Genomic DNA, 18,871 nt, shown 5'->3' with positions numbered 1-18,871 from the left:
ATTATACGGTTTGAGGTTGGTTAATACTATAGAAATAGAAATCTTCCAAATTATTGTTGACCACTTCAAAACCGTCTCCAGGATGCACGTCACTAAAGATATTAACATTCATGTTTCCACTTCGTAAGTAGGTAGAAAGCACCATGTATTCCGATTGATATTTCTCAATTTCCTCCTTTTCGATGCGTTTGCGGTATATTTTGTCATTCAATGAGTTGGATAATTCTTGTGGATGGCCTTGCACCACAATTTGTCCGTCATTAAAAACAGCCATATTGGTACATAAATTAACAACATCATCCACAATATGAGTCGATAAAATCACCACCGCATCTTCTCCCAATTCACTTAATAAGTTATGAAAACGGTTGCGCTCCAATGGATCTAACCCCGCGGTTGGCTCGTCCACAATAATTAACTTCGGATTTCCGATCAAGGCCTGAGCAATCCCGAACCGCTGACGCATTCCTCCTGAATAATCTCCTAAATTTCGTTTTCTAAATTTGTAAAGATTCACCTGATTTAAAAGATCGGCCACGTAGGCTTTACGGTCATTACTGCTATGGATTCCTTTGATCTTCGCAATATGGTTCAGCATCATTTCTGCGGACACTTTAGGATACACCCCAAAATCCTGAGGTAAATACCCCAAAACTTTTCTAAGTTCCTCAGGCTGTTTAAACACATCAATGCCATCAAACTCAATAGTACCGGAATCGGCAATTTGCAAAGTGGCAATGGTGCGCATTAAGGTTGATTTACCTGCGCCGTTAGGCCCTAAAAGTCCGAACATGCCTTTTTGAATTTTGAGGTTGACATTATTTAAAGCCTGGGCTCCGTTAGGATAGGTTTTATTCAGGTTTTGGATTGAAAGCATAGTTTTTTTGTTTAGAAGGTTGTTGGTTTAATAGTGTTAGTAGTTCAAATCTAATTTTTGTTACAAAATAGGATTTTTAAAAAATGGCATCTGATCTAGGTTTGAAATCATCAATGATAGTCATTAAAAAATGAAGTGAAAGGACTTCAACTTGATTGAATTTTAGCTCAACGACCTTACAACGGACTGAAAGGCCAGCGCATTCATGTCATAGATAGCGAAGTGTTTTCTCACAACTATCCTTGAAGACATTCAAAGAAATCCGTGAAATTTGTGTGGAGATATTTAGATGCTAGGCTCAATGCACCTAATTTTTAGCTGTCCGTCCGAGCAGATTGAGTTTCAAATTGACGTAAGAGTAATGAATAATCTGAACATGGCACCTTGTAGAGAATCAACTTCTTAATTGTTATTATTCCCTTTTAATCTTGAGTGATTTTAAGGCGTTATAATTCTCGGTCGCAATCACTTCCGCATCCGAAACCATATTTTTGCCGATAGATGAGGTCAATAGAAAACCAACCGTTGACGAAATTGCGATACCGATAAAAGGAAAGTACTTAGAAGCAGATTTTGCCGCAACGGTTGCTCCTGCTCTTTTTAAAAGAAGTATAATCGCATCCTTCCCTAAGTACTTCACACTAAACTGAACAGCTTTGGCCGTCAATACCTTGGCGTTACTCTTATCCAACAATTCCATAATAAAATGCTGTTGTTCTTCGCCCAAACAGTAAATATCCCTAACATGGATTCCCATTCTTGTCAATACGGATATATCCACACCTACGTCCAATCCCGGAATAGGATTAACGCCATTAACTGCCGATAGCGCTGCATGAATGCCTACAATTTTATTTGCGAGTTCTTTTTTTTTTGATAATATTTTTTGGCTGGTGATGTTAATATCCGCAACAAACCGTTGTTGTTTTATTTTTCCCAAGCTCGAGTAAACATCATCCAAAAGCTGGCCTAAATCATATTCTTGCGGATAATCGGCAGAGGTCAAATAAATGCCATTGAGACGGTAGCCTCTAAGGTTTTCTTCGAGATCATTCAAAACTGTTTTATAGGTTTCTTCTTCGGATATATCCCGTTTTAATCCACGATCAATTGAAAAATCAATTTTTGTCCGAACCGCAAAAACAGGCATTTTAAGTTTTAAAAGCTCATCGATTAAGTATAAATCGTCTTCATAAAAGCGGTCTGCAGTCACTAATATTACACAATCAAAATGGCTGATGTTGAACTCTTCAAGATAGCGCTCCTTCGGAAAATTGATGGTGGAGCAACCCGGTAAATCATAAAAGTTCAATCCGCGATGTTCAATGGGCTTCCCAACTTCCATGGTGGTTTCTACTTCGCCTACTTCGGCAATATGCTCACCAACAATGGCATTGATCAAAGATGATTTGCCAACACCACTTCGCCCAATAATGCCACACTTTATTTTAGCAGACTCAAATTTATTGAGATCGGCTTTAAGTTTGTTTTCGAGTTTTGCAATTTCTTTGTTCTTGCTCATTATTTTGAATAGGGCTTACATTGTGGTCAAGTAGTAGTATTGACCTTGTTTAGACTGCAAATTTAAAGAATTCTAACCTAATATCATTGGTGCGCTATAACATCTAAAAGCATGGACTATTTTAAAAATAATATTCACAGAATTTCAAACTGATTTTTTACGCTGCTGCATTGTACTGATTTTTAATTTAAGATATCATCAATCGTCGCTAGCTCTTCTCTTGAAAAATCCAAATTAACAATTGATTTCACATTGTCTTGCATTTGTTCAGGGCTACTGGCACCCACCAAAACCGAAGTAATACGATCATCTTTTAAAAGCCAAGCAATCGCCATTTGCGCCAAACTTTGATCTCTTTTTTTTGCGATACTATTCAACTCCTTCACTTTCTCCAATCTGTCTTCAGTCAGTTGTTCTGGTTTAAGATATCTTTTGTCTCTTCCCGCTCTTGAGTCTTCTGGAATTCCGTTGAGATATTTGTCAGTTAAGATGCCTTGGCTTAAAGGTGAAAAGGCTATTCCTCCTATTCCCTGAGATTCAAGCACATCCATTAAGCCATCTTCAACCCAACGATCCATCATATTATAACGTGGTTGATGAATCAATAATTTGGTGCCCATCCGTTCTAATATGTCACTTGCCTTCCGGGTTAAATCGGCTGGATAACTGGAAACTCCCACATAAAGTGCTTTTCCTTGTTGTACCATTTGATGCAATGCTCCCATAGTTTCCTCCAATGGCGTATCAGGGTCTGGCCGGTGATGGTAAAAGATGTCCACATAGTCCAATCCCATTCTCTTTAAACTTTGATCGAGACTCGCCATCAAATACTTTTTAGAACCCAAATCGCCATAAGGGCCATCCCACATATCCCATCCCGCTTTACTCGAAATCAAAAGCTCATCGCGATACTTTTGAAAATCCTTTTTTAAGATTCTCCCGAAGGTTTCTTCGGCGGCGCCATAAGGCGGACCATAATTATTTGCTAAATCAAAATGGGTAATGCCACAATCAAAAGAAGTCCTAACTATGTTTCTTGCGTTTGTAAAATCATCGGCGTGCCCGAAATTATGCCATAATCCAAGAGAAATCGCTGGTAATAGGATACCGCTCTTACCGCAACGGCGGTACAGCATGTCCTTATAGCGACTTGGTTGCGCTTGGTAGTCTGAAATTGATTGTTGATTAATGGTCATATAATGAAATGAGTTGATGATAGTTTTTTGTCCTCCTGGTCTTTTTCCAAAGGCTTTCAGAATTATGTTAAAGCTCTGCTTGAACGAAACCTTATTTTTTTAAGACTGATCTATGTTTTTTAAGGCAAGCTAAATATACCAATAATCCTATATTATTTTCAAGACAAATGAGGTTTTTGTTCCAACCTGTATATTTTCTTTCGAAGAATTGAGTTCACAAGACATCTGATTTTAAACGTACAAAAAATAAAATTTGTTAAATTATAATTTACCAAAGGCCAATTTAATTTCACTAAATTCGTCATCGAGACTCATTGTCTCTCGAATACAAATTCGTTATGGGAGAATAATATGACATACGATTATATTATAGTTGGGAGTGGTTTTGGTGGTTCGGTGAGTGCCTTAAGATTATCCAAAAAAGGCTATAAGGTTTTAGTAGTCGAAAAAGGTAAATGGTACGCCGCCAATGATTTCCCCAAAACCAATTGGAACTTCAAGAAATGGTTATGGATGCCCAGTTTACGGTTTTTTGGCATCATGAAACTCTCCGTTTTTAAACATATTGCCATTATTTCAGGCACTGGCGTTGGTGGCGGCTCTTTGGTTTATGCCAACACCTTGCCTACCCCGAAAACTGCTTTTTTCAAATCGGGAAGCTGGAAAGATCTCAACGATTGGGAAAATGAGTTGAAGCCGTATTATAAAGAAGCCTTACGGATGCTTGGTGCTACGAAAAATCCACAATTATTTGATGCCGATTTGGGACTCAAAAAAGTGTCGGAAGATTTAGGCATTGCGGAGAGGTTTGACCCCACTTGGGTCGCCGTTTTTTTTGGAACACCAAATCAAACACAAAAAGACCCCTATTTTAATGGTGAGGGTCCAGAGCGCTCTGGATGTAATTTTTGCGGTGCTTGTATGACGGGTTGCCGATATAATGCCAAAAACACGCTGGATAAAAACTACCTCTACCTTGCTCAGAAACATGGTGCAGAGATTTTGGCCGAAAATGAAGTTATAGACGTACAACCTATCAACGCCAACGATGGATCTCAGGGATACGAAGTGTCCCTAAAAAGCAGTACCAAATTATTTAAAAAACACCAAAAGATAAAAGCGCAAGGCGTCATTTTCTCCGGTGGCGTTTTGGGTACGGTTAAATTACTCCTCAAGCTTAAAAAATCATCACTACCCAATTTATCGGATAAGTTGGGCGAAGATATCCGCAGTAACAATGAAACCCTGGTTAGTGTTACTGGACTCGACAAAAGCAAAAACTACTCAAAAGGTGTCGCCATCGGCAGTATTCTTGATACCGATGAAAATAGTCATCTCGAAATTTGCAGATATGGTGAAGGCTCCAATGCATGGAAACTGGTACATTGACCTTACGTTACTGGATCCAATGTCATCTCACGTCTGTTTAAAATACTCATTAAATTCCTAAAAAACCCCGTCGACTATTTTAAAATATATTTTGTGAACGGCTGGGCAAAAAATACGGTCGTCCTACTTTTTATGCAAACACTGGACAGCACTTTAAAATTTAAACGCAATGCCTTTGGGCAAATGACCTCAACGGTAAGCGCCGGCTTGGCTCCTACACCTTTTATTCCGGAATCTATTAAACTCGTAAAAGCCTACCGAAAAGCCATTAACGGTGTAAGCACTTCCTTTGCTCTTGAAACTTTGGCGGGAATACCATCCACAGCCCATATCTTAGGCGGTGCTGTTATGGAAAAAGATCACACCACTGGCGTTATTGATAAGAACAATAAGATCTTTGGGTACCAAAATATGTTTGTTATAGATGGTGCGATGATTTCCGCCAATCCTGGGGTCAATCCTTCATTATCAATAACAGCAATTGCGGAACACGCCATGGATCAAATTCCAAACAAAAATGATTAAACCAAGCGTACACTTCTCATAAAACTGAAAAAACTGATAACCATCTCCACAGGAACCATGGGATTTTTGTAAAAATCTTTCAGTCCTTTATTATAACCAATGCGATAGAAGAACAGACCTGATAATTTAGTTTTTTAATGACCAGGAAAGTTTTTACCGATTTTACAGATGAGTTTTGTATTTTTAATGAATCGGCTCAAGATGGGCAGCGGATCTTACTTAAGAGCGCTAATCTCAATGATGACCAACCAATTAATCACTTCTAAAATGAAAAAACACAGCATTTTAATCACCTTTGTACTTGTATGCTTTTTTGTTAACAGCTTCAATCTTCAAGCACAAGAAGACATCTTTCAAGAACTGGAAGAAATTGCCATTGTAGATCAAAAAATAATGATGCCTATGCGCGATGGCATCCGATTGGCCACGGATATCTATCGCCCAAAAACCAATAAAAAAGTACCCATTATTTTTTCGCGCACACCTTATAATTTTAATTCTTGGGTCAATGGTGAGCAACGAACGGGAACCGCTAAAAAAGCTTTGGAAGCCGTCAAAAAAGGTTATGCTTATGTGGTACAAAATGAACGTGGCCGCTATTTCTCTGAGGGTGAATGGGATATTTTGGGAGTTCCTTTAACTGATGGTTACGATGCATTTACATGGATGAAAGATCAGCCATGGTCTAACGGTAAAATTGGAACATTAGGTTGCTCTTCTACTGCAGAATGGCAAATGGCAGCTGCGGCCTTAGATCATCCGTCATACGCCGCAATGGTCCCACAAGGATTTGGTGCCGGAGTGGGCAGGGTTGGCAACATAAACGAGCAAGGCAATTGGTTCAGAGGTGGTGCTGAACAGATGTTGTTCATTGCTTGGTTATACGGTGTAGAGCAAGACAAATTCAAACCTCGAATTCCGGCCGGGGCCACTCAGGAAGATTTGATCAGGATTTCGAGGTTTTACGATTTAAATCCTAAAAATCCGCCAATAGATATGGCTAAGGCGCTTAAGCATTTACCTCTTCAGGACATCCTAAAAAACATAAATGGGAAACATGACATTTTCGATAAAATGATCGTTCGTAAACCGAATGATCCGGATTGGTTTAAGGGCGGACTTTATCATGACAACATGGAAATTGGTGTTCCGGGTTTTTGGTTCGCATCCTGGTACGACGTGTCCATAACACCTAATCTTGCTTTATTTAATCATGTAAGAAATAATTCCAAAGATCCTAAAATCAGGGATAATCAATATTTGGTCATTGCCCCAACCTTGCATTGCAGTTATACCCGAGCTACTGAAAATACAATCGTTGGTGAACGCAACGTGGGCGATGCAACACTTAACTACGATGAGCAAATTTACGCATGGTTCGATCTCTGGCTGAAAGGAGATCAAAACGATTTTAAGCAGAAAACGCCAAGAGTGCAGTATTATACTATGGGAAGCAACAAGTGGCAAGCCTCTGAAACCTGGCCTCCGGAAACAGCAGAATTAACAACCTTTTATTTAAACAGTAAAGGTGATGCCAATAGTTCTTTTGGAGGAGGCGAATTAAACAGTTCCAAAGCCGAATCTGATTATCCTGATAGTTTTACCTATGATCCTATGGCACCCGTTCCTTCTTATGGCGGTAATGTCTGTTGTACAGGAAATGCGGTTCAAGGCGGCGCTTTCGATCAACAACAAATGGAAACCAGAAATGACATTTTGGTTTACACCACAGAGGTTTTAAAAGAAGGTGTTGAAGTGTCCGGTTTTATTGAATCGACCTTATATGTGTCTTCTGACGCAAAAGATACCGATTTTACCATTAAGTTGATTGATGTATATCCTGATGGAAGCGCTTATAATTTGGATGAAACTATACAGCGCGTCAGATATCGTGATGGATATGACAAGGAAGTATTTATGGAGAAGGATAAGGTCTATCAAGTAGATTTGACACCGATGTCCACCAGTAATTACTTCAAAAAAGGCCATCGTATCAGGATTGAAATATCGAGCAGTAATTTTCCTCGTTTTGGTCGGAATTTGAATACTGGCGGGAATAACTACGACGAAAAAGAAGGTGTTGTGGCTCACAATAAGGTGCACCATTCTTTGGATTATCCATCACAGATCAAACTTCCTATGATTATGAAGTAAGAGTATCGAAAGAAAACAGTTGAAAAAAGATCATCCTAATCTCGTTTCAATCCATCGCTATCAATATTTGGAGATATACTGGTTAAAGTTCAAGTAAAAAATTAACCTGATGTTTTTTATTTAATTACTTGATTGATCACAACATCATATAGTTATAACTAATCATACGTTTTTTATGTAGTGACGAATAGCTACCAGCTCTTTTGATGCTGTGTTAATCAGCGTAATTAGCATAATATATTTATTTTAATCGAGTTTTTGTTTCCCACTGACTTCACGGATTTTCGCTAATTTTTTAATCGTAAGACTTCAAACCGATATCCAGATTTGGAAAATATTCTTTTGGCTAAATATTAATACAAGCCTTCATTATTACACTCTCAAAATGAGTTACTTTTGCGCACCTAATTACGAGAGAATGATTTCCGATTTGTTGATTGCAATGCTTTGGAGTATTTCACCTTTGGGAGAAGCGAAAGTGGGCATTACATATGCGCTGTTGAACGGTGTTAATATCTATTTGGCCTTTCTTTTTTGTTTTATGGCCAATATGATGGTATTTCCGATAATGACCTTTTTTTTGGATGTTATCAATAGTTATTTGATTAGATGGTATTACTATAAAAAGGCGGCAATATTTGTAGCCAGACGTGCGAAAGTAGGCGCTGGAGACAATGTAAGGAAATACGGCTTTTGGGGCCTCATGATTTTTGTATTGATCCCACTTCCAGGAACTGGGGTATACGCGGGCACCATTGCTGGCTATCTTTTTGGTTTGGAACGTAAGCAAGCCTTTTTGGCTAATACCATAGGTATATTTATTTCTTGTGTTCTCGTGTGGGTGGCCACTCTTGGAGCAATGAAAGGGTTTAATTCATAGTTATATGTTGTAAAGAAAGCTCAATTTATCAACGCAATCCGTTGAATTTAATCTAACGATTTTAGCTCTTTCACGTATCTCAGTCAAATCTTAACTGTGAAAAAATAACTTGTAAAAACCGAGCTTGGTACGCTTTAGAATATGTAGAATTTTTCATTTAGATACAGCAAACAATCACGATTTGGCAACTTACTTTTTTGCGTTTTCTTAAGAAATAACAATCATTTATTTTTGTAGGAATCGTGTAATTGCCACCAACTTCCAGGTTGGTCATGACCACGACCATCAGGATGTTCCCACTTCTCTTGTCTACCAAATGGTGTGAGATCAAGATAATTCAAGGTTCCAATAAGTAATTCGCAACCTCTTTCATAAGTGGAATAAGTATGGAAAATACGCTTATCTATTCGGAAAAAGACACTATTTCCGGGCTGTTCGCCTGTCCAATTTTTCCATTTTTCTCCTAATTTTTCTATTTTCTCATAATTATAAACATCAGAACCTTTTGTTGCATCTATTGTCACTTGAAAATCATAATTAAAGTCATTGTAATAAGAAGAATACCAAGGAAAATCCCACCCCATTCGATTCTTAAATTTGTTCAACTTTTCCAAAGGAGCTCTCGACACCATTACAAATGCAACCTGACGAGCGTGTAAATGTGCGAGATGGCCAATATTGTCCGTTTGTAGTGAACAGCCCTTACATCCTTCGTCCCAATCTGGGTCGAACATAAAATGTTGTACGATTAATTGATGGCACCCTTTAAATAGCTCCAATAAACTTTCTTTGCCATTCGGTCCTTCAAAAATGTATTCCTTTTTTATTTCCACCATAGGCAATTGACGACGTTTGGTATTGATCTTCTCGAGTTGTTTCGCAAATTCCTTTTCCTCTTGAAGCAAGTCTTTTCTTTGTTTAAGCCATTCTTCTCTCGATACGATGTCTGGAATATTTTTCATTTCTCGATCTAATTTGAGATTTCACCTTTAAGTTTATGTCCAATTTAATTTTAAAATTCCGATTGTAAGTTGTCTTATGGCAAGAAATTTAGATGAAATTCTGCAGGTTTTCGTATCATATCCACATCATTGACCGATGAGCTTGATCAAATTTATCCTATGTTTTTGAATCCTTTTAAAGCTATTTGGAAATTTAACGAGTTTATTTTTTTTAAAGAAGCCATAGACCGAAACTAGAATTGAATAACACTTTCGAATCAGGTTATTTTAATAACCAATAAAATTTTCATGACTTCAATAGGACATTCAAAATCTAGAGAAGCCAGTTTTAAGTTAAATAGCTGCTAAAAACAGTATCTTTACAGATATACTTGAATCTCTTTAGGAGATGAATTAAAAATTTTAGAACTTGCATTTTCTGATTAATTTGCGATAAAAACAGCAGATACAAAAGGCTTGACAGCTTTTAATCGTTTCAAATAAAATAAGGATAACTTCATAAAATAAAATGAAAAATGAATAGCAGCAGAGTCTACGGCATTGGTGGAAGTACCCCAGAAGAAGAACTTTCAAAATTAAATATACCAAACATTAAACCAACCCCCATTAAAACGGAAGAATTCCAAAACAGACTTGACAAAACCTGTGCTGCTTTGAAAGAAAAAAATTTGGACGCCCTGTATATCAATGCGGGCACCAACTTATATTATTTTACCAACACACGTTGGAATCCTTCAGAACGCCTCGTCGGTGCAATTCTTTTTGCAGATGGAAGCCTTCATTATGTGGTTCCAGAATTTGAGATCGGTACATTTAATGATTTTATCGGAATACCAGGCGATATTATTCCGTGGAAAGAACATGAATGTCCTGTACAAAAAATAGCTGAAGTTCTATCAGAAGGCACACGCCTGGCCGTTGATGATAGCACAGCGTTTACACTTGTTTCGCGATTTCAGGAACACAAAAAGTTTAAAATCAGCAGTGCTGAAGTTTTGATCAGAGATATCAGAATGCTAAAAAGCGACGCAGAAATTGCACACATCCAATATCCGATGAACTTGACGATGCAGGTCCATCAAGCAACGGCGCGTATTTTAAAACCAAGAATTACTACCGCTGAAGTAGAAGACTTTATTCATAGCGCACATCAAAAGCTGGGCATAGCATCAGGCTCATATTTTTGTATTGTCCTTTTTGGGCGTGATTCTAGCTTTCCCCATGGTGTCAGAACACCAAAACCATTAGAGGAAAATGAGATGGTTTTAGTTGATACTGGCTGTAAATACGAAGGTTATCTTTCAGACATCACCAGAACTTATATCTACGGAGATGCCACAGAAAAGGAAAATAAAATTTGGGAGAACGAAAAAGCCGCCCAACTCGCCGCTTTTGATGCTGCACAAATAGGAAAAACTTGTGGACATATCGATGATCAGGTCCGCGTACAATTGGAAAAAGACGGACTCGGTCCGGATTATGATTTACCGGGATTACCACACAGGACCGGTCATGGCATAGGGCTTGAAATCCACGAACATCCGTTTATTTTGAGAGGTAATGACATTAAACTTCAACCTGGGATGACCTTTAGCATTGAACCAATGATTGTGGTGCCTAACACATTTGGTGTACGCTTAGAAGATCATATTTACATGACAGAAGAAGGTCCACGATGGTTTACCGAGCCTGCGCATACTATTGACAATCCGTTTGGGATATAACTACTATATAACATTCAAATGTCATTGGCATAAGACCGTACGTATGTCAAGTCTACAATTGTTTTCCACATTGCCATATCCTACTCCTACTTTTAAAAATTTCCACGAACAGTTTAAATAAGAAAATAGAGACTATGAAGTTTATTGGTAGCCAATTGGCATTTTATTTGAGCGATAGGGATTTCAAAAGAAACTCCAAGATCTTATTAAAATACTTAGGCATTTTGGTTATTGTGGTGATCATTTTCTCCGTCCTATTTCATTATATCATGAATCTTGAAGGTCAAAACCATTCATGGGTAACTGGTTTTTATTGGACGCTTACCGTCATGAGTACCTTGGGTTTTGGCGACATCACCTTTGAGTCCGACCTAGGTCGATTTTTCAGTATCCTAGTCTTGCTCTTTGGTATTTTTATGTTGTTGATTTTTTTGCCGTTCGCCTTTATACGACACTTTTATGTTCCCCTTTTAGAGTCGAAAAGAAAAAACAGGGTGCCACGAAGTGTGCCCAATACCACCAAAGATCATATCTTGATTTGTTCGTATGATGTGATAGCAAGAGATTTTACTGAACGGTTAAAACATGAGCAAACGCCTTACTATGTCATTCAAAAGGATCCAGAACAAGCACTTAAAAATTATGATGATGAAGTACCGGTAATTTTTGGAGAATTTGACAATGAAGAGACGTTTATACGTGCCAAGGTCAAGGATGCCAAATTGGTTTTGGTCAATAGGGATGATATTGTCAATACAAAAATTATCCTCATCATTCGAAACCTTGCTCCTGAGGTCACTATTGTTGCATTGGCGGACGATAACGAAACCATCGACGTCCAACAACTCAGCGGTGCCAATCATGTATTGCCTATTAAAAAATGGTTAGGAGAACAATTGGCCAACAGAATAAATGCAAAACATGCAAAATCACAGCCCATTGGGCAATATGAAGACCTGTTGATCGCTGAGTTACCAATTCACCATACTTCTTTGATTACAAAAACCATCCGTGAAACGGGATTACGACAGAGATATGGTATTAGTATCATTGGAGTATGGAAACGTGGTAAATTAGAACCGATCACAGGAAACGAAAAATTAACCGACGATAGCGTGCTGGTCATCATTGGAAACAAAGAGCAGCTTAGCAGCATAGATGACATCTTTTTTGACTATGTACCCAACCCTAATCCCGTCGTTATTATTGGAGGCGGAAAAGTTGGGTTGGCTGCCGCTCAATCCTTGCACAAAAATGGTGTTTTAGTTAATTTAATTGATTTAGATCCCGAGTTGAGCAAGAAAGCACAACCGTTTTGCCATAAGGTTTTTGTTGGAAAAGGTTCGGATTATGAATTGCTAAAAAAAGCTGGAATTATGGAGGCTCCCTCTGTTTTACTTTCCACCCATGATGACGCCATGAATATCCATTTGGCTTCCTATTGCCGCAAATTGAACACAGAAGCGCGAATCGTGAGCCGCATCACAGAAGCGAGAAATATTGACATCATCCATAGAGCTGGAGCTAATTTCGTTTTGAGTTATGCTACTTTGGGCTCTGAAGCGGTGTTATCCATCCATAAAGGGCAGGAGTTGAACATCCTTGGTGAAGGTATTCGATTATTCACCACTCCAATTCCACCGTCGCTAATAGATAAAACACTCGGAGAATCTAATATTGGCGCAAAAACCGGGCTCTCGGTTATTGCCTTAAAGGACAATTCCGACGTAAAAACCTTGTTATCAGCCGCTACCATCTTACCTCGTGGTGCTGAAATTATTATGCTCGGGAACATTGACATGAGAAGTAAGTTCAATGAATTGTATGTTGATGAAATTTGAGGCGAGGTCCAAACGCTCTTTTAAAACCTACACATCCTGTCTATTTTTTAATTATCATTTCTAAGCTATCTAGAGCAAGTCCTAGATGTGGATTGCTTTGATCTTCCAAACTCAATTCAATTTCATTCATCTTTCCGGTGTTAAGTTTTACAGAAGGGATTTTCAACTCGTATAAGTTTTCATCTCGATTGTTATCTGAACCTAAAGTAGAAATCGTATACTCTTGATCGTTTATGGTGAGTTTAAATTTTTTATTCTTGTCAGAAGCAAGTATCACTTTTATTTGAAATGGCGCATTTGAATCACTTGATACATACCATTTCATTTTAATGACCGTAGCTTTGGTCGAATAGTAATCATGTCCGCTGTAGCTGTGGTACTTCTCGGCATTGTCCTTAGTCAGAATGACCTCCTTGTTTTCATTAGCTTCTATAACCTGAGCTGGAGTAATTAAAAGTTCATTTTCATATTCAAGAACAATGGTCGTAGCGAATTTATCTTTGGTCAGTTGATTGGTCAAATCAATTTCATAACCTGTGTCCGTCATTTCACTTTCTAACGACATAGAGCTGTTGGATAGTGGATAAGCGCTCTTGACCTCTAATTCTAAACCTTTAATTTTTAATTTATTGTTCTCTGGAAACTCGATAACATGAAGATACAATTTCCCAGGCTTGTTGGTAATCACTCCCCAATCTTGCTCTTGTATCGTTGTCCCTCGTGAGCCATAAATCGATTCACCATTTTTTTCTAGCCATTCTCCCATTCCAGCAAGTACCTGTTTTTCAAAAGGAATTACTGTACCATCTCCCTTTGGTCCAATATTTAGCAAATAATTTCCTCCAGAACTGACAACTTTGAGTAAATCGTTAATCTTCTCAGCCACTTTATCCTCCACGCTACCGCGCTCCTGCCAAGAGCGGTAACTCCAAGTTTCATTAAACATAGAAGCAGGTGTTTGCCATGGCACCCCCATTTTAAAATCCGGTTGCTTATTGTCGCCCATGACCACAAAATCGCCCTGGTCGTTCCAAATTCTCCCACTGATCATGCAGTTGGATTGTAGTTTTTTGACCAATGCTGCCATTTCTTTACTTTGATCGTAAGTTGGAGATCCCATATCAAACCAAATTTCAGAGATGTCACCATAATTGGTCAATAATTCTTCAATCTGATTCAAGTTGTATTGGTGATGCAAATCTGGGATGGCATCCGAATTATCAACAGATTCAAAAGGCAGTGCTCCCTCATAATCCCAATCAATCAGAGAAAAATACACCCCAAATTTAAGATTGTGGCGTTTAGAGGCCTCCGCCAATTCTTTAACGATATCTTTTTTATACGGCGTGGCATCAACAATATCAAAAGTTGTGTATTTAGAATCGAACAGACAAAAGCCGTCATGATGCTTAGACGTGAGGACAATAGATTTCATCCCTGCTTCTTTAGCTAAAAGAGCAACACTGTCTGCATCCCAATGGGTTGGATCAAACTGAGACGCTAATTTTCTATAATCTTCAGTTGCGATTTTGGCATGTCCTTTAATTTGCTCACTGTAGCCAGTTATTTCCTGACCGTTCCACACACCTGCAGGAATTGAGTAGATGCCCCAATGGATAAACATAGAAAACTTATGATCATCCCAATTATCATTTACAACATGGGCATCAGAATCTGCTATATGTTCAGTTTTGGAGTTTTCAGTTTTACAAGAGCTTATCAATAAAAAAACACATCCGATCCATAGATTTTTCGAAATGAAATCTGCCATAATTATTTTTTGATTATAGTATTCTGCGCGATACTTATAGTGATTCTTTTAAGAAGCAATATGAGAAAAATACGGTCACTTATATCAATCATGTCTTAATTTTTTAATAATTTAAAAATTAAAACTAATGAACTTTCGCGATTAAATTAGAAATACCTGGCCCCAAACTATCTCACCACTCCTACTCCATTTGGTAAGCAGTCCAAAATCAAAAAATTCTTTACTCAAATAAGATGGGCCATTCCATCGGACTTCATTACGTACCGAAAATTTTTGAGTCCCAAGACTACTTTGGTACTGTGTTCACAAAATTTAAATTGCGCTAATAATTCTCTAAAGTTGTCGAATCGATAATCATATGAGCTATTTTCTAACTACTCCGCTTTATGGCAGTTTAAGGACCTCTATGAACAGATCGGATTTTTCATTAATATTTTGGCGGATGTTGTCCTTTTTCAATCCGCTGGAAATTGAAATAATTTCCCCAAAAGCATTTTCAAAAATAACGTGTGGGTAACCTATGGTTGTAACTGTATTGGCTTTTTTGGTCATTCTATTATAAACCACCGCTTCCTTTGCATGAATACTTTCTGGGGTAATCTGCCACTCTGGATCATTATTGGAACCAAAAATCAGCGCCCCATCCTTGCTCGTTCCCGATGGAAAATACGGCGATTCAAAACTTTCCATTAACTTAAATTTGGCAGTTGAATAAAGCCGATTTTCCGAGAAATTGATGAAGTAGTTTCCATTTGGATTATATTGGGAGTCATGATACCAATTTTCCAAAATGGGAACGGCGACTATTTGCTCTTGTTTAAGAGTTCCATTAGCACCCAATGCTAAGAGATAACTCGTAGGCTCGTTATAATGGCCCACCAGTAATTTATTGTTTTTCAAGACCACGGCTTGGTAATTGTAACCATTTTGAAGATTTGGAAAATGCGGCTTGGTATCCACCAGTTCTATATTGGCATTATCGCGCACATAAGTGTAAACATTATTCCTATTCACAACAATCCAATAGCCTAAGGGCGTATACGAGAAATCATCCACACCCTGTAACTTTAAGTCCAAAGTGTATTTGTATTTTAGTGTCATAGCATCATAAACTGCCAAATCAGAACCTTGCTCTAAGATAATTTCTCCACCATAACCAGAATTAATGTACTTGATTGGAATTTTTGTGCCGTAGTTTGATGTAAAATTAGAAATGGCTTCCATTTGATTGGTGCTGTAATTAAAACGGTGGATGTTACTATTATTCCGCAAACTCCCCTCCTTCCCGTAGAGATAAACAACAGTGTTTTCAGGATCAACGGCATAGGAATCTACCTGAGATAGACCTAAAATTTCTGGCCGTTTAAAAGTTACCTCTTGAAATGTAGTGACCTCCGAATTGAAAAAGGCCGTGCGGTTCCCAAAAATATTGTGTACGTACAGCACATAATATGGATTTTCAAGACGCGGCGGATTCTCATCCAAATATGTAGTCATCTCTCGATCATTGATAGTTACAACCGAATATTCCTGTTGTCCTGAAGCGTAGCCTGCGCCATAATTTGAAAAGGCCAATTCATAATGCGAGAAGTAAGGATCTGTACTAGCCTGCCAACTGAAATGAATGACGTTATTTAAAACTTCAGGTTTATAAAGCGTTACGGATTGGGGCCGAATATTCTCAGTATTTATGCTCTGAGCATAGCTCTGGCCCAGAAGTCCGCGATTTGTATAGACTTTAAGGAAGTAACACAAATAGGGGTCAACAGGAGGCGATACATCGGTAAACAAAGTTGTATTGAGGTCATTAATGCTGGCGATAAGTTCGGCATTGGCCATGCTGCAACTGCTGCCAGCACTTCGATAAATTTCATAACGCTCAAAATCATTAAAGCCTTCATAAGACTGCCAAGAGAAACTCAGGAGCTCATCAAAAGCTGCATCTTGATTTCTTCTAAAAGTTGGCGTCACAATATCAATCTCCTTTGGCGTATATGGTTTTAAAAATAAGCTTACCATATCTAAAGCACCATCATCATCAACATCAAGCATCATTTTGAACACGAGCTCGTTAGCGTTTAATTTGGTAATTACCAGTTCATCGCTTTGACCAAATTCGTTAGACAAATTGATAATGCCCTTGTTCAAAGTCCAGTTCAAACCATTCAACACATACTCACAGCCACTGTGTTGATATGCATATTCCGTATAGATCCCATTTTCTGAAAAAATGAGAAAATCCCTCCCGCAATCCGGATAAACTACAGGCACTTCCGCAATATCACCTTGAAAGCCCACATTGAATATGGCCCAAATCCCGGTTAAATCGGCAGCAGAAGCGGAAACATCAGCCCCTTTATAAAAATCGGATTCTGGAGTTGAGGCATCATCATCGGTGTCACAAGACAAGCAGATAGTACAAAAAACAAGCAGAAGGAGGTAAAATTTCGCTCTCATAAGACCCTGGTAAATTTTCAATAAATGTAGGATTTTTTCCGATATGTGGAATTGAAAATAAATATATTTCAAAAATTAACAGTTGGCCCAATAAAGGACCATATCATGATAGTTTTTAGAGGCTTAGGCAAGATGAACAAATTAGAATTTGCTAGACGTTTTTCCCGAATTATCTATTGAACCAATTTGAACCGTAAGCAGTAGTTGATGACGTTTCGGCAATTAGTAGCACCGAGGAAACTTAAACGATACCAGAGACCGTAAAACTGACCTGGAAAATTTGTTTGGATTGAGTATAACAAAAAAATCCCGTTATTTTAAACCTACTACAAGTAATAGCTGGTTTCGCTTTAATCAATGACACGCTGCACGGCGTTTATAAAAGCCTGCCGTTCATGAGTGAGCTCTTTAGAACCCGCTTTAGGCCAGGCTGCAATTTGGGCAATGACAAGATTTTTATGCGGATTGATATAAACCATCTGGCCAAAAATTCCGAATGCGCCGTAGCTTCCATCTTTAAAGCGCCACCACAAATAACCATAGCCGTCGCCCTGGTCGTTGGTTTGATTTAAAAGTGACGTGACGTCTTTTGACCATTCCTCCGATAGAATGCTTTCATCGCCTATTTGACCCCCGTCCAACATCAACATGCCCAAGCGTGCAAAATCCCTCAAACTTGCTGAAAGTCCACTGCCGCCTAGATTCAAATTGCTGCATTCATCGGCCAGCCAGTACGCACAATGCTCCATGCCATAAGGTTTCCATATCTTTTCAGAGAGATATTCTGCTAGGCTTAAACCGGTAGCTTTTTGGACCAAAATCCCCACCAAATCGGTTTCGCCAGTGCTGTAGTTCCAGTGCGTTCCAGGCTTATGTGCGAATTGCAATGGCTTCATATAGGTTAATATATGAGACTCGGTACCTTGACAGGGTGCCTTATACATTTGCCCAACATCAGAATTTGGATCTTCATAATCCTCGTTCCAAGCAATTCCCGAGGTCATGGTCAAGAGCTGGCGCACGGTGACTTCGCCGTAATCATAACCCTTAAATTCATCAATATATTTACTCAAGGGATCCTCCAAACCTTCTATGGCACCATCTTTTACAGCGACGCCCACCAACATCGAAGAAACAGATTTTGCTACTGAGAACGAAGTCCATAGGGTTTCTTGATTTATCCCATCGGCATATTTTTCCATTTTTATCTCACTGTTCTTTATGACTATCACCCCTTTTACGTGATTGTCATTCATGTAAGATGCCAGTGTTCTTTTGTCTTCCCATTTTGGCGCTATGTGTTTAAGTTCTTTCAAGGAAGCATTGTGATTGCCGATTGGAATAGGAAGGCTCGGAAAAATGTTGTGCATCATTGGGAAGCGCCGTTCCCTTTCATCTTGCGACCAAAAAAGCAAACTTTCGAGTTTCTGCCCCATCGTTTCGCCGGGAATATCCGCAATTTCTTTTTTGGCGGCCATGGTATCGAGCGGTTGACAATCTTGGGCGGTTAAGATTAGAGACCCTAATGTTAAAAATAATAGCAGAAAAATTTCTTTTCTATGGAGCATATTTA

Annotated in this window: 13 protein-coding genes; 6 read left to right on the top strand and 7 right to left on the bottom strand. The window is 38.6% G+C overall.

The annotated features are described in order from the left end of the window. Position 1: 1 nt before the first annotated feature. From G525_RS0103205 to mgrA, 3 genes are all read right to left on the bottom strand, one after another. Positions 2 to 877: an ABC transporter ATP-binding protein gene (locus G525_RS0103205; protein ID WP_027124873.1), complete on the bottom strand. Its 876-nt coding sequence runs from the start codon at positions 875 to 877 to the stop codon at positions 2 to 4. Between the two features lie 412 nt (positions 878 to 1,289). Then, positions 1,290 to 2,399, bottom strand: a complete 1,110-nt coding sequence (locus G525_RS0103200; RefSeq protein WP_027124872.1) for a GTP-binding protein — start codon at positions 2,397 to 2,399, stop codon at positions 1,290 to 1,292. Between the two features lie 182 nt (positions 2,400 to 2,581). Further along, positions 2,582 to 3,595, bottom strand: a complete 1,014-nt coding sequence (gene mgrA / locus G525_RS0103195; RefSeq protein WP_027124871.1) for an L-glyceraldehyde 3-phosphate reductase — start codon at positions 3,593 to 3,595, stop codon at positions 2,582 to 2,584. A gap of 351 nt (positions 3,596 to 3,946) precedes the next feature. On the opposite strand from mgrA, the gene G525_RS20075 reads away from it, so the two are divergent. From G525_RS20075 to G525_RS0103180, 4 genes are all read left to right on the top strand, one after another. Beyond that, a complete protein-coding gene (locus G525_RS20075) occupies positions 3,947 to 4,984 on the top strand; it encodes a GMC family oxidoreductase N-terminal domain-containing protein (protein WP_342662723.1) in 1,038 nt (345 codons plus the stop codon). A gap of 93 nt (positions 4,985 to 5,077) precedes the next feature. Next, positions 5,078 to 5,509 (top strand): GMC oxidoreductase, encoded by a 432-nt coding sequence (locus tag G525_RS22815; RefSeq protein ID WP_342662722.1) that lies wholly within the window; start codon positions 5,078 to 5,080, stop codon positions 5,507 to 5,509. A gap of 267 nt (positions 5,510 to 5,776) precedes the next feature. Further along, the gene (locus G525_RS0103185; protein WP_027124870.1) at positions 5,777 to 7,663 is read left to right on the top strand and encodes a CocE/NonD family hydrolase; all 1,887 of its coding nucleotides are present in this window, start codon (positions 5,777 to 5,779) and stop codon (positions 7,661 to 7,663) included. A gap of 418 nt (positions 7,664 to 8,081) precedes the next feature. Beyond that, entirely contained in the window at positions 8,082 to 8,543 is a 462-nt protein-coding gene (locus G525_RS0103180) for a COG2426 family protein (protein ID WP_027124869.1), read from the top strand. A gap of 221 nt (positions 8,544 to 8,764) precedes the next feature. Here the strand turns inward: G525_RS0103180 and G525_RS0103175 are convergent, their stop codons facing one another. Then, positions 8,765 to 9,505 carry a DUF899 domain-containing protein gene (locus G525_RS0103175; RefSeq protein WP_027124868.1) on the bottom strand — a complete coding sequence of 247 codons (741 nt, stop codon included), beginning with the start codon at positions 9,503 to 9,505 and terminating at the stop codon, positions 8,765 to 8,767. 515 nt (positions 9,506 to 10,020) lie between these two features. Here G525_RS0103175 and G525_RS0103165 point away from each other — a divergent pair. After that, on the top strand, positions 10,021 to 11,229 hold the full coding sequence (locus G525_RS0103165) for a M24 family metallopeptidase (RefSeq protein WP_027124867.1): 1,209 nt from the start codon (positions 10,021 to 10,023) through the stop codon (positions 11,227 to 11,229). A 134-nt stretch (positions 11,230 to 11,363) separates the two neighbouring features. Next, a complete protein-coding gene (locus tag G525_RS0103160; RefSeq protein WP_027124866.1) occupies positions 11,364 to 13,070 on the top strand; it encodes a potassium channel family protein in 1,707 nt (568 codons plus the stop codon). A 40-nt stretch (positions 13,071 to 13,110) separates the two neighbouring features. Here the strand turns inward: G525_RS0103160 and G525_RS20070 are convergent, their stop codons facing one another. From G525_RS20070 to G525_RS0103145, 3 genes are all read right to left on the bottom strand, one after another. Continuing rightward, positions 13,111 to 14,841, bottom strand: coding sequence for an alpha-L-fucosidase (locus G525_RS20070; protein ID WP_051209712.1), 1,731 nt, complete (start codon positions 14,839 to 14,841; stop codon positions 13,111 to 13,113). A 384-nt stretch (positions 14,842 to 15,225) separates the two neighbouring features. Beyond that, positions 15,226 to 17,298, bottom strand: coding sequence for a lipocalin family protein (locus G525_RS0103150; RefSeq protein WP_084647687.1), 2,073 nt, complete (start codon positions 17,296 to 17,298; stop codon positions 15,226 to 15,228). 350 nt (positions 17,299 to 17,648) lie between these two features. Next, the gene (locus G525_RS0103145; RefSeq protein WP_027124864.1) at positions 17,649 to 18,866 is read right to left on the bottom strand and encodes a serine hydrolase domain-containing protein; all 1,218 of its coding nucleotides are present in this window, start codon (positions 18,864 to 18,866) and stop codon (positions 17,649 to 17,651) included. Positions 18,867 to 18,871: the final 5 nt, after the last annotated feature.

Source organism: Gelidibacter mesophilus DSM 14095 (genome assembly GCF_000423005.1).
In the GTDB taxonomy this organism is placed as follows: domain Bacteria; phylum Bacteroidota; class Bacteroidia; order Flavobacteriales; family Flavobacteriaceae; genus Gelidibacter; species Gelidibacter mesophilus.
This window is presented reverse-complemented; position numbering and strand designations above follow the sequence as displayed.

What these genes read in the sequence shown, in the direction of transcription:
- G525_RS0103205 (WP_027124873.1), bottom strand. Translation starts at nt 877, where the DNA reads ATGCTTTCAATCCAAAACCTGAATAAAACCTATCCTAACGGAGCCCAG.
- G525_RS0103200 (WP_027124872.1), bottom strand. Translation starts at nt 2,399, where the DNA reads ATGAGCAAGAACAAAGAAATTGCAAAACTCGAAAACAAACTTAAAGCC.
- mgrA (WP_027124871.1), bottom strand. Translation starts at nt 3,595, where the DNA reads ATGACCATTAATCAACAATCAATTTCAGACTACCAAGCGCAACCAAGT.
- G525_RS20075 (WP_342662723.1), top strand. Translation starts at nt 3,947, where the DNA reads ATGACATACGATTATATTATAGTTGGGAGTGGTTTTGGTGGTTCGGTG.
- G525_RS0103185 (WP_027124870.1), top strand. Translation starts at nt 5,777, where the DNA reads ATGAAAAAACACAGCATTTTAATCACCTTTGTACTTGTATGCTTTTTT.
- G525_RS0103180 (WP_027124869.1), top strand. Translation starts at nt 8,082, where the DNA reads ATGATTTCCGATTTGTTGATTGCAATGCTTTGGAGTATTTCACCTTTG.
- G525_RS0103175 (WP_027124868.1), bottom strand. Translation starts at nt 9,505, where the DNA reads ATGAAAAATATTCCAGACATCGTATCGAGAGAAGAATGGCTTAAACAA.
- G525_RS0103165 (WP_027124867.1), top strand. Translation starts at nt 10,021, where the DNA reads ATGAATAGCAGCAGAGTCTACGGCATTGGTGGAAGTACCCCAGAAGAA.
- G525_RS0103160 (WP_027124866.1), top strand. Translation starts at nt 11,364, where the DNA reads ATGAAGTTTATTGGTAGCCAATTGGCATTTTATTTGAGCGATAGGGAT.
- G525_RS20070 (WP_051209712.1), bottom strand. Translation starts at nt 14,841, where the DNA reads ATGGCAGATTTCATTTCGAAAAATCTATGGATCGGATGTGTTTTTTTA.
- G525_RS0103150 (WP_084647687.1), bottom strand. Translation starts at nt 17,298, where the DNA reads ATGAGAGCGAAATTTTACCTCCTTCTGCTTGTTTTTTGTACTATCTGC.
- G525_RS0103145 (WP_027124864.1), bottom strand. Translation starts at nt 18,866, where the DNA reads ATGCTCCATAGAAAAGAAATTTTTCTGCTATTATTTTTAACATTAGGG.